Annotated in this window: 11 protein-coding genes and 1 pseudogene; 9 read left to right on the plus strand and 3 right to left on the minus strand. The window is 73.8% G+C overall.

Going from position 1 to position 17,524, the window contains the following annotated elements; genetic code table 11:
* Positions 1–380 precede the first annotated feature (380 nt).
* Positions 381–794 carry an SgcJ/EcaC family oxidoreductase gene (locus tag ACIG3E_RS22780; protein WP_399619850.1) on the plus strand — a complete coding sequence of 138 codons (414 nt, stop codon included), beginning with the start codon at positions 381–383 and terminating at the stop codon, positions 792–794.
* On the opposite strand, the gene ACIG3E_RS22785 is transcribed toward ACIG3E_RS22780, so the two are convergent.
* Together ACIG3E_RS22785 and ACIG3E_RS22790 are read right to left on the minus strand one after the other, a co-directional pair.
* A complete protein-coding gene (locus ACIG3E_RS22785; protein WP_399619320.1) occupies positions 724–1,338 on the minus strand; it encodes a transposase in 615 nt (204 codons plus the stop codon). The genes ACIG3E_RS22780 and ACIG3E_RS22785 overlap by 71 nt on opposite strands.
* Before the next feature lie 358 nt (positions 1,339–1,696).
* On the minus strand, positions 1,697–2,836 hold the full coding sequence (locus ACIG3E_RS22790; protein ID WP_399619323.1) for a ScbA/BarX family gamma-butyrolactone biosynthesis protein: 1,140 nt from the start codon (positions 2,834–2,836) through the stop codon (positions 1,697–1,699).
* A gap of 994 nt (positions 2,837–3,830) precedes the next feature.
* Between ACIG3E_RS22790 and ACIG3E_RS22795 the strand changes: the two are divergent.
* The 4 genes and pseudogenes from ACIG3E_RS22795 to ACIG3E_RS22810 all read left to right on the plus strand — a co-directional run.
* Positions 3,831–5,634 (plus strand): annotated as a pseudogene (locus tag ACIG3E_RS22795) (FAD-binding and (Fe-S)-binding domain-containing protein); the annotation flags it as partial.
* 281 nt (positions 5,635–5,915) lie between these two features.
* Entirely contained in the window at positions 5,916–6,533 is a 618-nt protein-coding gene (locus ACIG3E_RS22800) for a ScbR family autoregulator-binding transcription factor (RefSeq protein WP_399619325.1), read from the plus strand.
* A 1,114-nt stretch (positions 6,534–7,647) separates the two neighbouring features.
* Positions 7,648–8,451: an NAD(P)H-binding protein gene (locus tag ACIG3E_RS22805; RefSeq protein WP_399619852.1), complete on the plus strand. Its 804-nt coding sequence runs from the start codon at positions 7,648–7,650 to the stop codon at positions 8,449–8,451.
* Positions 8,452–9,056: 605 nt separating this feature from the next.
* Complete coding sequence (locus ACIG3E_RS22810; RefSeq protein WP_399619328.1) at positions 9,057–9,842, plus strand: SDR family NAD(P)-dependent oxidoreductase; 786 nt, start codon at positions 9,057–9,059, stop codon at positions 9,840–9,842.
* A gap of 977 nt (positions 9,843–10,819) precedes the next feature.
* Here ACIG3E_RS22810 and ACIG3E_RS22815 read toward each other — a convergent pair.
* The gene (locus tag ACIG3E_RS22815) at positions 10,820–12,007 is read right to left on the minus strand and encodes an IS701 family transposase (protein WP_399619330.1); all 1,188 of its coding nucleotides are present in this window, start codon (positions 12,005–12,007) and stop codon (positions 10,820–10,822) included.
* A gap of 1,146 nt (positions 12,008–13,153) precedes the next feature.
* Here ACIG3E_RS22815 and ACIG3E_RS22820 point away from each other — a divergent pair.
* From ACIG3E_RS22820 to ACIG3E_RS22835, 4 genes are all read left to right on the plus strand, one after another.
* Entirely contained in the window at positions 13,154–13,756 is a 603-nt protein-coding gene (locus tag ACIG3E_RS22820) for a TetR family transcriptional regulator (protein WP_399619332.1), read from the plus strand.
* Between the two features lie 169 nt (positions 13,757–13,925).
* Entirely contained in the window at positions 13,926–15,461 is a 1,536-nt protein-coding gene (locus ACIG3E_RS22825) for an MFS transporter (protein WP_399619335.1), read from the plus strand.
* A 17-nt stretch (positions 15,462–15,478) separates the two neighbouring features.
* On the plus strand, positions 15,479–16,687 hold the full coding sequence (locus ACIG3E_RS22830; RefSeq protein ID WP_399619855.1) for an acyltransferase family protein: 1,209 nt from the start codon (positions 15,479–15,481) through the stop codon (positions 16,685–16,687).
* 6 nt (positions 16,688–16,693) lie between these two features.
* On the plus strand, positions 16,694–17,443 hold the full coding sequence (locus tag ACIG3E_RS22835; RefSeq protein ID WP_399619338.1) for a DsbA family protein: 750 nt from the start codon (positions 16,694–16,696) through the stop codon (positions 17,441–17,443).
* The last annotated feature ends 81 nt before the right edge of the window (positions 17,444–17,524 follow it).

A 17,524-nucleotide genomic window follows, 5' to 3' on the forward strand; every position in this document is an offset into this window, starting at 1 on the left:
CGTGACGGCGGGGCGGGTTCGGCGTGGCTTGGGTGACGGGTGGGGAGTTTGGGGTGGTGTGTTGGTGGATGCGCGGAGTAGGGCGTGCCTGCCCCCTCGGGGGAGGGGCTTGCTTGTCCGCGGGGGCCTGCTGGGTGGTGGGCCATCGGGTCTGTGGGTTGCCCGGTGGGGAGTTCATGTTAGCCAGTGCGAATGGGGTGTTTGCGCGGTGGTGGGGGCTGGGGCTTCTCTGGCCGATCATGTAAGCGTCTCGTGCCCGGCTCGTTGTCCTGGGCTCGGATTCCCCGGGCAGCTCGCGCCGGAACCGCGCCAGATGTCTGGTCAGCCTCACATCGCCATGTGATCACACGCTTGACCTCAAGCACGCTTGATGTGTGACGATGATCCGCATGACCACAGAATCCACATCCCACGCGGCAGACATCGAAGCGATTGACCAGCTCGTCGCGACCGTCGAGCACTCCCAGCAGAACAAGGACCCCGAAGAATTCCTCAGCCTCTTCCACCCGGACGCGATCTGGACGACGGCCCACGGCAAGGTCCTCATCGGCCTCGATGCGATCTCGGAGTTCACCCGCAAGGTCCTCCCCGCGGCAAGCTGGGACGGCAAGGTGACCTATGAGGTGGTCCACGTGCTCTTCATCCGCCCCGACGTCGCGGCAGTCAAGATCCGTCAGCGTTACCTGGCCCCGGGCAAGGAGAGCGAGGGCGCCCCGCTGTACGTCATCTCGAAGCAAGCCGACGGCCGCTGGCTGCTGACCGCCTGCCAGAACACGGGGGTCGTCGCCGACTAGCCCGCCTGTCGATCATGTTCGGAGCCAGACCGCGAGGGCTGCCGCAGTGGCGGTGCCGAGGTAGACGTAACGGCGCTTGTCGTAGCGGGTGGCCACCGCCCTGTGCTGCTTCAACCGATTGACAGCTCGTTCGACGGTGTTGCGTTTCTCGTATCGCTCCTCGTCGAAACCTACCGTGCCGCCCGCCGTGTGAGCCTTTGCGAAGGCGGGCGGCCCGGCTGTCGGTCTTCTCCGGGATCGTGTGCCGAATGCGCGGGCGGCGCAGGTGCGCGCGGCACGGACCGTTGCTGTAAGCCTTATCGGCCGCGACGCTATCGGGCTTGGTGCGGGGCCTGCCCGGCCCGAGCTTCGGGACGCGGATCTTCTCCAGGACCGGCTTGAACTGCGTGCAGTCCGCCCGCTGGCCCGGTGTGACGATCAGAGACAGCGGGCGGCAGCGGCCGTCCGCGCTGAGGTGCGGCTTGGTGGTGAAGCCGCCGCGCGAGCGGCCCAGGCCCTCGCCTCCCGCACCACCTCCGCCAGGCGTGCGTGCAGACTTTGCCACGGCGTTTCGTCCTGGTGTTCTGGGATGTCGACCCCCGTTGAGACGGGAGCCGACGGTGGGTCGTTGCGGGCGCCGGCCGCGCGCTGATGCGCTCGCACGATGGTCGAGTCGACCGAGGCGTCCCCATCGATCTCACCCGCCGCGTCCGCCGCGGCCTGGACCGGCCGGAGTAGACGCTCACATATCCCGTCGGCTGACCACAGTCGGTGCCGTTCGTAGACCTGTCCCCACGTCCTGTACTCGTCGGGCGCGTCGCGCCGCGGAATGCCGGTCTGGATTCTGGAGCGTGTGCTGTCGGTCGGCTGCCGTTGTGGTCAGAGGGGCGGTCGTCCTGCTGTGGTCTGCTTGGTCCCATGGTCTAGGGGTGGGGTGTGGTGGTGATGGTGCTGGTGAAGGCGGTTTGGTTGTTTTGGGTGGCGGTGATGTGGGTGGTGGTGGCTGTGTCTGTGTGTGGTGTGGTGCTGGGTGTGGGGTTGTTTTGGGTGGTGGGTTGTGTGGTGGTGGTGATGTGGGTGGGGGTGGTGTATTCGATGAATTGGAGGAAGGTGGCGTGGATGTGGGTGGGGTAGGGGGCTGGTGGGGGTGGGGTGGTGAGGTGGGGGGTGCGGGTGAGGGTGGCTGTGGCGGTTCCGGTAGTGCTGGGGTGGCTGTCGCCGCTGCCGCTGCTGTTGCTGTTGCTGTTGCTGTTGCTGGTGGTGGTGTGGTTGCTGTTGTGGGTGTGGCTGGTGCTAGTGCTGTTGGTGGTGTGGGTGTGGTGGGTGGCGTGGGTGGCTTGGCGGGCGGCTTCGAGGAGGAGCATGCCGGGGGTGTGGTCGACGGGGTGGTCGAAGAGGGTGGGGTGGGTGGTGTCGTTGCGGAGGGTCCAGTGGTGGGGGTGGGGGGTGGGGGAGAGGACGACGTCGTGGGGGTGGTGTCGGCCTACGTGGGTGGGGTGGGTGGGGGGTGGGGGTGTGGTGGGGGGTTGGGGGTGGTTGCCGCGGATGCGCTGGTAGATGGTGGGGGAGTGGGCGGAGAAGCGGGTTTGGGCGGTGCCGAGGTGGGTGCCGTTGCGCAGGGCGATGGCGTGGAGGGTGAGGGCGGTGAGGTGGCCGCTTTGGCGGCGGCGGATGTCGGAGCAGGTGATGTAGAGGGTGAGGTGGGTGGGGTGGTGGGGGGTGTGGTGCATGGCGTGGGGGTTGATGTCGGTGGTGAGGTATTGCCAGATGAGGTGGTGGCCGTGGGGGAGGTGGTAGGCGTTGTGGGCGAGGAGGGGGAAGCACTGGCGGATGGTTTCGATGAACAGGAGGGGGTCGTTGAGGTGGGGGGTGGGGGTGTAGAAGGGGTGGTGTGTCGGCCACTGGGCGGTGACGGTGTAGGTGTCGGGGCGCAGGGTGTCGTAGCCGGTGAGGAGGACTTCGGCGGGGTTGTGTTTGTGCACGTGGTGGGGTGCGAGGGTGGGGTGTGCGGGTGTGCGGGCGGGGTGTGCGGGTGTGTGGGTGAGGTGCTGGGTGACAGGCATGGTGAGCCCCCGTTGAGTGGTTGCGAGTGACCGCTTGCACTTGTGCTCGGTTGGCGCTGTCTCGCCGTCCAGCAACATAACGAGTGTTCTTTTTGTTGTCGAGGGGTGTCTGGATCCTGCCCGTGGCACGGGGTGCCGTGGCGGGGGGCCGGGGTGCGGGGCGGTAGGGGAAGGGGCGCTCGTCGGGCGGGTGTGCCCGGGGGCGGGGCGGGTGCGGGCGCGGGGCGCGGCCGGGACGGGGCTGTTGGTGGAGTTGACCGGAACTGTTCGCCCGGGGCGGGGAGTTGGGGCGGTGGAGCGGGTTGGGAGGGGCGCCCGGATGGCTGAAAGTGGAAGGTCGTCATCCGTCGCGGGGCGGATGGCTGCTTCCCGCCCCTGCCCCCTGGGTGTGACGGCGCGTCAGCTGTTCGCGTTCCCTCCGGCGGCGGCTCCACCCAGGGCGCGGCGTCCGGCGGCGCGGTATCCGGCGGCGCCACCGTGATCCTCGCTGTCGGGATGGCCGTCGGCGGGCAGGTGCTGGTTGGCACTGCCGTGGCGGGCGGCCAGGCCTGGACGGCACATAGATCAAGGTGCCAGCCCGGTGTGTTGGCGACTACTCGCGCGGCGCCCGTCGCTGACCCGGCCCGCGCCCGCTGCACTCCCTGGCTCTGCGACTCCAGGTGGGGCGGTGCAGGGGCGTTGGCCGGGAGGCCCCAGTCTGTGGCCAGGCGACCGCCGCTCGCGCACCCCTACGTGGTTGCGCTGCCACGGCGCGCTCCTACCGTTCCTCCCGCGCCGCTGCGGGCTGCTCACGGCCGCCGCGGTCCTGCCCGCCGGGGGATGGGCCCTGGGGAGGGGGTGAGTACCTCACTGATGCTTGCGCTCTCAACGCGGGGCAAGTCGAGGACTGGTGCCCTTGCGGGGACGAGGGCGGCGTGCCGGGGGAGTGGCGCAAGGGGATCAACTCCTACGACGACCCGGGCCTGGCCACCGAAGGAGCCCTTCGGCCGGACCTCGCGACCTCAAGCGGCTGTTCGAGGAGTTCGACTACGGACACCCGTCCGTCTATGGGCACTTCGGCCACGGCTGTGTCCACACCCGCATCCCTTTCGATCTGGAGTCCGAGGAGGGTGTCACCCGGATGCGGTCCTTCGTGGAGAGGGCCGCGGACCTGGTCGTGGCCTACGGCGGATCGCTGTCCGGCGAGCACGGCGACGGCCAGTCCCGGGGTGAACTGCTGGTGAAGATGTTCGGGCCGGAGCTGATCGAGGGCTTCGAGCGCCTGAAGGGGCTGTTCGATCCCGGTAACCGCATGAACCCCGGAAAGATTGTCCTGCCGTACCGCCTGGATGAGAATCTGCGCCTGGGCGCGGACCACCTGCCCTGGCAGCCGGAGACCGTCTTCTCCTTCCCCCACGACGGCGGCAAGTTCAGCCGGGCCGCCGCCCGCTGCGTAGGCGTCGGCAAGTGCCGCTCCGCCCAGGGCGGCGTGATGTGCCCCAGCTACCGGGCCACCCGGGAGGAGGAGCACTCCACCCGGGGCCGGGCCCGGCTGCTGTTCGAGATGGTCAACAACGACGGCGACTCGCCCCTCATGGACGGCTGGCTCTCCGGCGAGGTCCACGACGCGCTCGATTTGTGCCTGGCCTGCAAGGGCTGCAGGACGGACTGCCCGGTCAACGTGGACATGGCCACCTACAAGGCGGAGTTCCTGCACCACCACTGCCAGGGCCGCCCGCGGCCCCTGGCCCACTACTCCATGGGCTGGCTGCCCGCGCTCGCGCGGATGGCCGCCCATGCGCCCCGCGGCCTCAACGCGTTGACGTCGCTGCCGTGGGTGGCCCGCGTGGCCAAGGCGCTCGGCGGCGTCGCCCCGGAGCGCGACCTGCCCCTGTTCGCCGAACAGCGTTTCACGCACTGGTGGCGCGAGCGGGGCGGGCCGCGCGGGGCGGGGCACCGGGGAGAGGTCGTGGTGTGGCCCGACACCTTCACCGACCACTTCCACCCGGCCATCGCCAGGGCCGCGGTGGAGGTCCTTCAAGCCGCCGGGTTCCGGGTCAAGGTGCCCAAGGCCGCGGTCTGCTGCGGCCTGACCTGGATCACCACCGGGCAGCTGAACGTCGCCCGGGGGGTCCTTGGCCACACGCTCGACGTCCTGCGCGAGGACCTGCGCCGCGGCACCCCGTGGTCGGCCTGGAACCCAGCTGCACGGCCGTCTTCCGCGCGGACGCGGCCGAACTCCTGCCCAAGGACCCCGACGTGAACCGGCTGCGCGAGCAGACCCGCACGCTGGCCGAACTCCTCGTCGAACGCGCCGGGGACTGGCAGCCGCCACGCCTTGCCGCTCACGCGGTGGTCCAGCGCCACTGCCACCAGTACGCCGTCATGGGCTTCGGCGCCGACCGCGAGGTCCTGGGGCGCGCCGGAGTCGACGCCGACGTCCTGGACGTCGGCTGCTGCGGACTGGCGGGCAACTTCGGTTTCGAGAAGGGGCATTACGGGGTGTCCATGGCCTGCGCCGAGGCGGGGCTGCTGCCCGCCGTGCGGGACGCGGACGATGCGACGCTGGTTCTCGCGGACGGTTTCAGCTGCCGCACCCAGCTCCAGCAGGCGCTCCCCGGACGCTTGCGCTGCACCTGGCGGAAGTACTGGCGGCCGCACTGACGGGCCAGGAGGCCGTCCCGGAACGGCCCCAGGCTCCCGTGCCCCGGCCTCTGCTGGCGCTGGGCATCGCCGTGGCGGCCGCAGGGGCGCTGGCGTCGCTGGCCGGGGTGCGGCGGCTTTGGCGCCTGCGCGGTGTGGGCCGGATGCGGCGATGAGCCTGCCCCTGGCCTTGCGGCGGGCCCGCGCCGGGGCGCGGCAAGAGCCTGGCGCGCCGGTCAAGGGGGGGCCTTCGCGGGGGCGCTTTGTGGGGGCGGTCGCTTGGTGTGTCGGTCGTTGAGGCTGGTGGGCGCGTGGGGGTGCTCGCGCCGGTGTCCGGGCGTTCGGGGGCGGGTGTGGGGTGGGTTTGGGTGGGGTTGGTGGCCTGGTGTGGGGGTGGGACGACGGCGTAAAATAACGGCCGTTCGTTTTTGTGGCGAGGAAGGGCAGGGGACGCTCGATGGTGGAGCCCAAGCAGGAGCGTGCGGTGAAGACCCGGGATGACATTCTGCGGGCGGCGGCGCTGGCTTTTGACGAGTTGGGGTACCGGGGGGCGAGTATGCGGGAGATCATGCGGCGGGCGGGGGTGACGCTGGGGGCGGTGTATTTCCATTTCGAGAACAAGGAGGCGCTGGCGCGTGCGGTGATCCGCGCGCAGCCGGAGGTGATGGTGCCGCGGGTGCATTCGCAGGGGTTGCAGCGGCTGGTGGATCTGTCGCTGGTGTGGGCGCATCAGCTGAATGTGAATCCGCTGCTGCGGGCGGGGGTGCGGCTTGCGGTGGAGCAGCGCAGTCACGGGATTGAGGACGATACGTCGTTTTATGAGTGGGAGAAGATTTTCCAGGGCTGGCTGGAGGTGGCGCGGGAGCAGGGGGAGCTGGCGGCGGGGGTGGAGCCGGAGGTGGTGGCCCAGTTCGTGGTCGGGGCGATGACGGGTACGCAGCAGCATGCGCATCTGACGGGGACGACGGCGGCGTTGCCGCAGCGGATCGTGCGTATGTGGCAGTTGCTGCTGCCGGGTATCGCGCGGGCCAAGGCCGCGGCCGCCATCGATCTGGATCCCGGCCGGGGCCGGTAGCCGACGAGGGGAAACGGGGGCGGTGGGGGTGTCGTTGCCGGCAGGGGCGTACACGGCCCGGGACGCGAGGGACGGCCAGACGGGCACGGCTGCCCGCCCGGCTGCGCGTGGGGGGAGTGGGGCCGGTGCGGGCGGGGCGGCCCGGGCGGGGAGCGCGGAGCGCACCGGCCGGGCGGGCGCGGGCGGCGGGAGCCGGGAGGCAGGTGCGGACCGTGCCCAGGGCGTGAGCCGTGCATCCGGCCCGGTCGGTGCGCGCGGTGCAGACGGTGCGGGAGATGCCGCCGGTGTAGAGGGAGTTGACGGTGCGGCGGGTGCGGCGGGTGCGGGGGCGGGTGGCCCGGCTGGCGCTGGTGATGCGGGCAGCGGGGGCGGGGAGGCTGGCGCGGGCTGTGTGAGGGGTGCGAGCCGTGCGGGGGCTGCTGACGGCATGGCCGGTACGGGCGGGACGGGTGGCGCTGGCCGTGAGAGCGGACGCGGCGGTTGGGGTGGTGCGCAGGGCTGGCGGGGCGCTGACCGTACGGGCGGGGTGGACAGGGCGGGCGGCGTACGGCGGGAGGCTGACACCGCCAGCACCGCCAGCACCGCCAGCACCGCCAGCACCGCCAGCACCGGCAGCGGTGGTGGTGCGGCTGGTGTGGGCGGCTCGAGCGGCGGGTGTGACGGGAGTCGTACGGGTGGAGCTGACAGCGCGGGCGGTGCATGGGGCGAGGGTGGCTCCGGCGGTTCCGGCAGCGGTGGCAGCGGTGGTGGTGCGGGTGGTGTGGGCGGCTCAAGCGGCGGGTGTGACGGGAGTCGTACGGGTGTGGCAGGCAGTGTGGGCCTTGCGCGAGGTGTGAGTGGTGCCAGTGGTAGGGGTCTGGTCGGCGGTGTGGGTGATGCGGGCTGTGCGGGCGAGGCGGGGGGTGTGGTTGGTGTGCGTGGTGGTTCAGGCCGGGGTGGTGCTGGTGGCGGGGGTCTGGCTGGCGGTGCGGGTGGTTCAGGGAGGGTGAGTGTTCCGTCCGGTCGCCGGGTTGTGGGTGGTGTGGGGGGTTTACGTGGGGGGAGCCGTAAGGGCGGCGGGGGTGGTGTGCGGGTGGTGGTGGCGGGGGCTTCGGGGACGGTGGGGCGGTTGGTGGTGGGGGAGTTGGCGGGGGCGGGGTTTTATGTGCGGGCGTTGACGCGTGATCCGCGGGCGGCGGTGCGGGCGGGGGTGGGGGGTGTGGTGGTGCGGGCGGAGTTCGGGGATGGGGGGTCGTTGGAGCGGGCGCTGGCGGGGATGGATGCGTTGCTGCTGATTACGAGTGATCCGTTGCGTCCTGATCATGATGAGCGGGTTCTGGAGGCGGCGGTGCGGGCGGGGGTGGGGCATGTGGTGAAGGTGTCGGCGCTGGCGGTGACGGATGCGGGGGCAAGGGATGTGATCACCGGCTGGCAGCGGGTGTGTGAGCGGCGGGTGAGGGAGTGCGGTCTGGCGTGGACGGTGCTGCGGCCGCGGGCGTTCATGTCCAAGGCGCTTACCTGGGCGCCGTTGGTGCGGGAGCGGGGTGTGGTGCGGGCGGTGTACGGGTCGTCGGTGAATGCGTGTGTGGATCCCGGGGATGTGGCGGCGGTGGCCGCGCGGGTGTTGACCGAGCCCGGGCACGGGGGGCGCTTGTATGAGCTGACGGGGCCGGGGCCGGTGTGTGCGCGTGAGCAGACGCGGGTGCTGGCGCGGGTGTTGGGGCGGCCGCTGCGGTTTGAGGAGATGGGGGTTGAGGAGGCCTGGCGGCTGTGGCGGGCCCGGTATCCCGAGCCGTATGCGCGGGCCTTGCTGGAGAGTGCCGAGCGCCAGCGGGCCGGGGCGAAGGCGGGGGTGAGCGACGGGGTGTGGCAGGTCACGGGCCGGGCCCCGGCCGGTTTCGCCGACTGGGCTGGGCGCCATGCCCGTTTCTTCGGCTAGCCGCGGCGCCAGCGGCGGCCCGCCCGCCTGCCGCGGCCCGCCCCCCGTCCTGTGCCCCTTGCGCGCCCTGCCCTGCGCGCCCTGCTCCGGGCTGCGGGCCCTCTGCCCCGGGCTCCGTGCTCCGGGCTCTGTGTCCTCTGCTTGGGGCTGCGGGCTTTGTGCCTGTCGTATGCGCCCTCGTCCCGGGGACGCTCCCGGCACCAGTGCTGGCGGCGGTGTTCCGGGGTGCGGCGTGCCGCGGCCTGTCCCGCCCGGGACATGGCCCGCCGCCTGTGCGCCCGGCCTTGCCGCCGTCCCTGTTCCTGTTCGTGGTCCTGCTGCGTGTCCCGCGCCGCTCTTGGGGCGTGGGGGCGGGGTGGTCTGTGGGCCCGGTGGGAGGAAAGGTTTCTGTTGCCGGGGTGCGGGCCGGGCGGGGCGGGTGTGGGGCGGGCTGGGAAGGTGCGCGTGGATGGCGGTGCGCCGGTGGCGGGAGTGTGCCGGTGGGAGTGCGGCGGATGCGGGTGTCGTACGGGATCGCGGGTGCGGGTTTCGTCGCGGCTCGTGGATGCGGCGCGGATGGTGGAGCGGGTGGGAGCGGTTTTCGTGAATAGGGGAGGGGTTTGCTGGTGAGGGATGGTCTGGGAGCGGGGCGGGATCTGCTGGGCGGGGCGACGGTGATGATTACGGGGGCCTCGAGTGGGATCGGTGCGGCCGCGGCGCGGTTGTTCGCTGCGGAGGGTGCGGCGGTGGTGTTGATGGCGCGGCGTCAGGAGCGGTTGCGTGCGCTGGTGGGGGAGATCGAGGCGGGGGGCGGGCGGGCGCTGGCGGTGGCGGGGGATGTCACTGTGGCCGAGGACGCGGTCCGTGCGGTGAAGGAGGCGGTCAATGTCTTTGGCCGTCTGGACGCGGCGTTCAACAACGCGGGCTGGGCGAGCGCGGGCACGCGGCTGCATGAGACGGATGACGAGGTGTTCGAGCGGATCGTGGAGGTGAATCTGCGCGGGGCCTGGAACTGTTTGAAGGCGCAGATCACGCAGATGCTCGCGTGCGGCCGGGGCGGTGCGATCGTCAATACCGCCAGTGTCGCGGGGGTGGTGGCCACCGGGGCGGCGGCGCCGTATGTGGCGGCCAAGCACGGGGTGATCGGTCTGACCCGGGCCGCGGCCGAGGAGTACGGCCGTCAGGGCATCCGGGTCAACGCGCTGGTGGTGGGCAGTACGCGTACCGAGCTGATGGACGATGTGCTGAGTCAGGTGCCCGCGCTGGAGGAGTCCTTCGTGGCCCGCTCCGCGCAAAAGCGCATGGCCCGTCCCGAGGAGGTGGCCCAGGCCGCCGCGTGGCTGTGCAGCCCGCGTGCCTCGTTCGTCACCGGGGCCGCGATGGCCGTCGACGGCGGCTGGACCGCCGCCTGACCCCCACCGCCCTGCCCCAGGACCGCACCCCGCGCCCCGCCCGGGGTGCCGCCCCCGGGGCCCAAGGCGCCCGGCCGCGGGGCGCGCTGAGCCCGCCGCCCGCGGCCGGGCGGGGTGCCCGGCCCGGGCTGCGCACCGCACCGGGGCCGGGCGCCGGGGCCGGGCGGCATACGCCAGGCCGCGCCTGGGGCGCACCGCGGCAGGCCCCGGCCTGCTGTCTGGCGGGCCAGGTCCTGGCCCGCGTACGAGAAGAAGGAGGGCGCGCGGCTCCGGTGTGCGCCGGGTGCGGGCCGCGCCGCGCACCCGCCCCGGCCAGGGGGAGGGTGCGCCGGGGCCGGGCCCCGGCCGTAGCCCGGCCGTAGCCCGGCGCCGGAGCGGGGCCCATCCGGCGGGCGGCCATGGGCCGAACCGGAGCCGGAGCCCGGGCTGGGGCGGGGCGAGGGGGCCGGTGTGCCTCATCGTGTTGGCCGCCCCCGGCAGGCGGTGCGGTGCCGGGGGGCGTGACAGCACCCCCGCCCACCGGCGCCTGTGGCACCACATCAGCAGCGCCTGCCAGGTCCGGCACGGCCCGCGCATCGGCGCCGCACCGCGGGCGGTGGGGCATGGACTGCCTTCCGCGCGCGCCTGTACGCCCGGGGCGATGTCAGCGGCACGCGCGTCCTGGAGCTGGGCTGCGGCGCCTGCCCCTGGTGCCAGGCCCGCTGCGAGCAAGCCGCCAGCCGCCTCACCACGGCGCCGCACCAGGACTGCTGGGGGCTGGACACGATCGCCGCAGGCGACGGCGTGATGAGCTGTCAGCTCACCTGCGGCGGCTGGGCCAGGGCCCTGCGCGGGCCTGGTCATCGACGCCAGTCCCTCGCCGAGGCGAGAAAAAGAGGGGGAAAGAGGGGGAAGGGGGGCGGGGCCCCGGGGCCGGGTGCGGGGCCCCGCCTGGGGGCCGGGTCCTGGGGGCGGGGGACCGGCCGGGGGGGGGCGGGTCAGGCGGTGCGGGGCAGGGGCTGGGGCTGGTCGGTGGCCGGTGCGCACAGCCGGCTGTAGGCGTAGGCGGCTGAGACCAGGGTCATGTGGTGGTGCCAGCCGGGGTAGGAGCGTCCCTCGAAGTCCAGCAGCCCGCACTCCTGCTCTAAGTGGGTCATGGTGGCGCGGGTACGCGCGTGCAGCTGGGCCAGGGACATGAGCTCGTCCAGGCGCGCGTCCAGCAGGTTGGAGACCCACACCCGGGCCGGGCGCTGCAGGCTGGGCCGCCACTGGGTGAAGATCCGCAGGGTGTGGGGGGTGCCGGGCAGGCGGATGAGGCCGGACAGGATCCGGATGTGGCGCTGGCCGTGCTCGGGCGTGGTGACGGTGACCACGTGCGGATGGCGGGTGCTGTGCTGGTAGAGGAACTGCCGCGCGCCGTGCGGGCTGTGGGCGCCCAGATGCGAGGCCGTGGTGCGGGCGGTGGCCGGGCACACCCCCATCCCCGGCGGCACCGACACCACCATCGCCCGCCCCTGGCGGTGCAGCTGCTCGATGAGCTGCGCGACATCGGTGTGGTCACTCATGTCCGCCACCACCGGCGCGGGCGCGTGCCGGGTGCGCTTAGCCAGCGTGCCCGCCAGGTCCGCCGCGTGCGCCCACAGCGGCCGGTGCCGGGCCACGGCCGGGATCCGGGCCCGCTCGCGCAGCCGCTCATCGGCGTTCCACTGCTCGGGCAGCATCAGACGCCAGTCCACCGGCAGCTGCAGCTCGCCCAGCGACAGGAACACCCCGATCCCCAGCTGGCAGTTGATGGTGCGCCCGGCCTCGGGCACGAACCGCCGGTGCACCCCGCAGGAGTGCCCCCCGCGCTTGGGCAGCACCGCGGTGGCGATCACCCACGCCCGCGGGGCGGCCCGCTGCTCCACATAGCGGATCAGCTCTTTTCGGGCCGGATCCCACTCCCAGGGACTGGCGTTGATGAACTGCTGCAGCGACTGCGAGGCGGTGGGCGAATCGGAGATCGCCGCCGCCAGGCGCCGCACCGACTTCTTGCCCGGCGTCGCCAGCAGCCCCTGCAGATACCCCTGCGCCCAGCGCCGCTGATCGGCGCGCGGCAGATGCCCGAAGAGCGCCGCGGCGAACGCGGACAGCCGCTCCCCGCCCCCCGCCGCTGACGCCACCCCCGCCTGCTGCTGTCCGGCCATGGTCGTTCCCCTCCGTGACGTATCCGACCCAAAAAGCGTAGCGAACGTTCGCTTTGTTTTCGAGGGAGGGGAGCGCACCGGTGCGACTTGGTGAACTCCAGCGCCCCGCACGGGACTTCACGCCCGCGCGAACGCCCCCCAGGCCCCGCTGCCCCCCTCCCGTCACCCCCTCCCGCACCCCTCCCGCGCTCCCTGCCCGTGCCCCCTCCCTGTGCTCGGGCCGGGGTGCGGGCGTGAGGGCGGTGTGGTGCTTTGGGGGGTTGCCGGGAGAGTCCGGCCTTTGGGTGTCCGGTCGGACGAAAGGGCGAAAAACTGTGGAAAGAGGGGGAGTGGGGAGGGAAAAAGGCCGGAGGCTTTCCCACGTTGGCGTTGTGGTGTCCCCTGCCGCGTCGGAAGCTCAAAGTCCGGTACGTCGGTCGCGGTGGAAGGAGGGCCCCGGTGACGCGCAGCGCCCCGCATACGGCTTCCGGCCCCAGGAGCAGGGCACTTGCCCCGCCCGGCCGGGGTCACGCCCCCGGCAGTGCGCCGCCCGCACCGCCGCCCGCACTGCCGCTCGCACCGGCAGGCGCCAGCCCCGCTCCCCAGGCCCCGGCCCGCGCACCCGCCCGCCGCGCCGTCCGGCCCGCGCACCCGCCCTCCACACTGCCAGGCAGCGCCGGTGACCGCGCGAGGCGCATGCCCGCGCCGGTCAACAAACGCCGCGGCACGGCGCCTTCACCGCCCCCGCCGCCCCCGCCGCCCGCGCAGTCCTCGCCGTCTTCACCGGTGTCGCCGGTGTCGCCGGTGTCGCCGGTGGGTGAAGCGTACGCGAGGGCCTACCGCACCCACCGGCGGGCGGGCGGCCCCCGGCGCCCGCCCGCCGGTCATCCACCCCGGCGCCCGCCCGCCCGGCGCCCGCCCGCCCGGCGCCCGCCCCGGGCGCCCGCCCGCCCGGCCAGGGCAGCGCCCCCGGCCAGGGCAGCCCGCCCGGCCAGGGCAGCGCCCCCGGCCGGGGTGGTGTGCCCGGCCGGGGTGGCGGGGGCGGGGTGCGGGCCGGGCCGGTGGCTGCCGGCCGGGTGCCGGGACTTGACCGCTGGTGTACCGCCTTCGCCCCCCGTACCGCCGCGTGGTGCGCGGGGGTGTCCCACGTCCCCAAGGGAGTCGACAGTGAAACAGGAACGCGCCGCACGCACCCGCGAGGCTCTGGTGCAGGCAGCCGCCGTGGCCTTTGACCACGCCGGTTTTCACGGCACGTCCCTTGGCCGGATCAGCAAGGCGGCGGGGATCTCCATGGGCGCGTTGACCTTCCACTTCCCCACCAAGGACGAACTGGCCGACACCGTGCAGCTGCGCGGGCTGACCACCACGCGCGATGCCGTCCAGCGGCTGCTGAGCGGCCGCGAGGCGGCCCTGGAGACGGTGGTGGACGTCACCTTGGAGCTGGCCGCGCTGCTGCAGGAGGAACCCGCGGTGCGCGCCGCGGCCCGTCTGAGCCGGGAACGCGAGGGTGTCCAGGCCGCCGCCCTGTGGCCGCGGGCCTGGCTGCCGGTGATCGAGGAACTGCTGGAGGCCATGCCCGCGGGCCAGCTGCGCGCGGGCTGCGACACCCGCACCGTGCTGGCCCTGGTGCAGCACCTGGTGGCCGGGGTGGAGTCCTATCTGCGCAGCTGCGGCCCCAGTGGCTGCGACACCTACAAGAGCGCCCCCGAACAGCTGGCCCGGATCTGGGAGCTGGCCCTGTACGGCATCCGCTGCGGGCGCGGCCTGTAGGCGGCTGCGTCTTGCGCAAGTCGGCGTTGCCGCGCTGGTGTTGGGCCCGTGAGGCTGGGAGATGCCCCCGCCCCCCGCAGACCCCCCTGCTGCTGCCCCCCGCACCCCCCCTGCTGCTGCCCCTCTGCCGGTCCCTGTGGTGGCCGGTGTCTTTGCAAGGAGCTGCCCCGTGGCGGACACCGACGTCCATGCCCGCACCCCCGCTAAGCCCCCCGCCCCCGCCCCCGCCGCCCCGGCATCCCCCGCCGCGGGCGGGGCGGCGCGGGCGGGGCGGCGCGGCTGGCTGCTGGCGGTGGTCCTGGGCGGCACCTTCATGGCGATCATGGACGGGTTCATCGTGAATGTGGCGGTGCCGGCCGTGCGCACAGACCTGGACGCCAGTTTCGCCCAGGCCCAGCTGACGGTCTCCAGCTATCTGCTGGCCTACGGCCTGCTCCTGGTCACCGGGGGCCGTCTGGGCGACCGCTACGGCTTCCGGCGGCTGTTCCTGGTCGGGCTTGCGGTGTTCACCGCGGCCTCCCTGGCCTGCGGTCTGGCCGCCTCGGCGCCGGCGCTGATCGCTTTTCGTACCGTCCAGGCGCTGGGCGCGGCCCTGTTCTACCCCCAGGTCCTGTCGGTGCTGCAGACCGCCTTCACCGGCCCCGCGCGGGCCCGCGCCTTCGCCGCCTTCGGCGCCACCATCGGCGGCGCCTCGGTGGCCGGGCAGCTCGCGGGCGGCCTGCTGGTGCAGGCCGACCTGCTGGGCCTGTCCTGGCGCCCGGTCTTCCTGGTCAACGTCCCCCTGGGAGGGCTGCTGTTGCTGGGCGCCGCCCTCACCCTGCCCCCCGCCGCGCGCCGCGCCCGCACCGCCCGCCGGGGCACGGGCGGCGCGGGGCTGGACGGGGGCGGCACGCTGCTGCTGAGCGTGGTCCTGGCCCTGCTGCTGGTGCCCCTGACCCTGGGCCACGGCGCCGGCTGGCCGCTGTGGAGCACGGTGATGCTGGCCGCCTTCGTGCCCGGCGCCGCCCTCTTCCTGGCCCACGAGCGGGCCCTGGCCCGCCGCGGCGGGCAGGCGGTGATCGACCCGGGCCTGTTCACCCGCGGCCGCTTCGGGGCGGGCAGCGCGCTCGCGGTGGCCTTCTTCGCGGGCAACGCCGGACTGTTCTTCCTGCTCACCTGGCATCTGCAGAGCGCGCTGGGCTACGGCGCGCTGCGCGCGGGGCTGTACTTCACCCCGCTGGCGCTGATGTTCGTGGCCGCCTCGCTGGCGGCCCCGCGGCTGCAGGAACGTATCGGCCCCCGGCTGCTGGCGGCCGGCTACGCCCTCAACGCCACCGGCACCCTGGCCCTGCTGGCCGCCACGGCCGCCACAGCCCGGCCCGCTACCGCCGTGCTGCTGGGGTGCCTGGCCGTGATCGGCCTGGGGCAGGGCCTGGGGGTCAGCCCGCTGTTCGCCACCGCGCTGCGCGCGGTGCCCGCCCCGCTGGCGGGCGCGGCCTCGGGGGTGCTGGAGACCGCCGCCCAGCTGGGCATGGCCCTGGGCGTCACCCTCACCGGCCTGGCCTTCACCGCCCGCCCCACCCCGGGCGGCCCCGGTGCGTCCGGGGCGTTCGGGGCGGGTCTGGCGGTCGCCGCCCTGCTGGCGCTGACCGCCCTGGCCCTGGTGCCCCGCCTGCTGCGCACCCCCGCCCCCGCCCCCGCTGCGCCCTGTGGTCCGCGGCCGTGAAGCCCCCGCCCCAGGCTGTGCGCGCTGCCCGCGGCCGGGCGGGGGCGAGCGCGCCCGCCCCGCCGGACGGGGCTCGGCGGCTGGCGTCGCTGACCGGGATGCGCTTTGCCGCGGCGCTGCTGGTGTTCTGCTTCCACGCCTCCTATGAGAACCTCTTCGCCGACCAGAAGGTCAACGCCGCCTTCAGTGAGGCGGTCAGCCAGGCGGGCTGGACGGGGGTGTCGTTCTTCTTCGTGCTGAGCGGTTTCGTGCTGGCCTTCTCCGCCCGGCCCAAGGACACCTGGCGGGCGTTCTGGCGCCGCCGCCTGGTCAAGATCTACCCCAGTCACCTGGTGACGCTGGCAGTGGCTGTGGCGCTGCTGGCCGCCGCCGGTCTGCCCCGGCCCGCGCTGCTGCACAACCTGCTGCTGGTGCAGGCCTGGCAGCCGGATGTGGACGTCATCCTCAGCGCGAACCCGGTCAGCTGGTCGCTGAGCGCGGAGGCCCTGTTCTACCTGGCCTTTCCCGCCCTGTGGGCGGGGGTGCGCCGCATCCGCGCCCAGCGCCTGTGGTGGTGGGCCGCCGCCCTGACGGCGGGCATCGCCGCGCTGCCGGCCCTGGCCGCCGTGCTGCTGCCTGCCGGCCCGCACATGCACTGGCTGGCCATCAGCGAGGAACAGTACTGGTTCCTGCTGGCCTTCCCCCCGGTGCGGGCGGCGGAGTTCGTCCTGGGCATGGTGATGGCCCGCCTGGTGGCCGCCGGCCGCTTCCCCGGCCGCGGCCTGGTGCTGCCCCTGCTGGCCCTGGCCGCCTGCTACCTGCTGGCCCTGGCCCTGCCCGTCGCCTACGGCATCGCCGCCCTGGGCGCGGCCCCGCTGGCCTGGCTGGTCGCCGCGGGCGCGCGCGCCGATCTGCACGGCACCCCCACCCTGCTGGCCAGGCGTCCCCTGGTCCGCCTGGGCGAGCTGTCCTTCGCCTTCTACCTGCTGCACCGCCTCATCCAGTTCCACGGCCACCGCGCCCTGGGCGCGGCGCGCGCCTTTGACACCTGGACGGCCACCGGCCTGCTCCTGCTGGCCTGCGCCCTGACCCTGCTGGCGGCCTGGGTACTGCACGAGGCCGTCGAACAGCCCCTGCTGCGCCGCTACGCCACCCCCCGCCGCACGCCCCGCACGCCCCGCCCTCCCGGAACTCCCGGTGCTGCCGGTGCTGTTGGCCACTCCTGTTCTGCTCCCGCGTCCAAGTGAGGTCCGATGACTGTCACGGTCGATGTCTGGTTCGACTTCATCTGCCCCTACAGCCTGATCACCCGGCATGTGCTGGCCAAGGCCCTGCACGGCCGGGACGCCGTCCCCGCCTTCCATCCCTTCGAGGTCAACCCCAACTGCGTGGAGGAGGCGGGGGAGTACCCGCGCGGGGTGTGGGAGAACTCGGTGCGCCCGCTGGGCGCCGAGCGCGGCGTGCACCTGGCCGGACCGCCGGGCACCCCGCTGCGCCGGGCGCGGATGGCGCTGCTGGGCTATCAGTACGCCCGTGAGCACGGGGCCGGGGCCCGCTACACCGACCTGGTCTTCAGCGCCTACTTCCACCACTGGCAGGACATCTCCGATCCCACGGTCCTGGCCGATCTCGCGGTGGAGGCGGGCCTGGACCGGGCGGGTTTCCGCGCGGCCATCATGTCGGCGCGCTACGCCCGCGCCCATCAGCAGAGCCTGGCCCATGCCCGGGGCCCGGCGCAGGTGACGATGGTGCCGGTGATCGTGGCCGGGCAGCGGCGCATCGACGGGGTGCCCACCGCCGAGGAGCTGGCCCGGGCCGTCGAGGAGGCCCTCGCCGCCTCCGCCGTGCCCGCCGTGCCCGCCGTGCCGCCCGTGCCGCCCGTGCCCGCCGGGGCGGGGGCGGGGGTGTGGGACATGACCACCTTGGCCCCGCCCGGGGTGGCCCTGCCCGCGCCGGTGCCCAAACCGCTGCCGTCCGCCCGCGCCCGCCTGCACGGCACCTGACGCACCTGCCCGGCCGCCCCCGCCCCTTCGGTTCCCGGGGCGGGGGCGGACGGACAGGCGGCGGCAAGCGGCCCCTAGAAA

Source organism: Streptomyces sp. NPDC053474 (assembly GCF_044544845.1).
GTDB lineage: Bacteria > Actinomycetota > Actinomycetes > Streptomycetales > Streptomycetaceae > Streptomyces.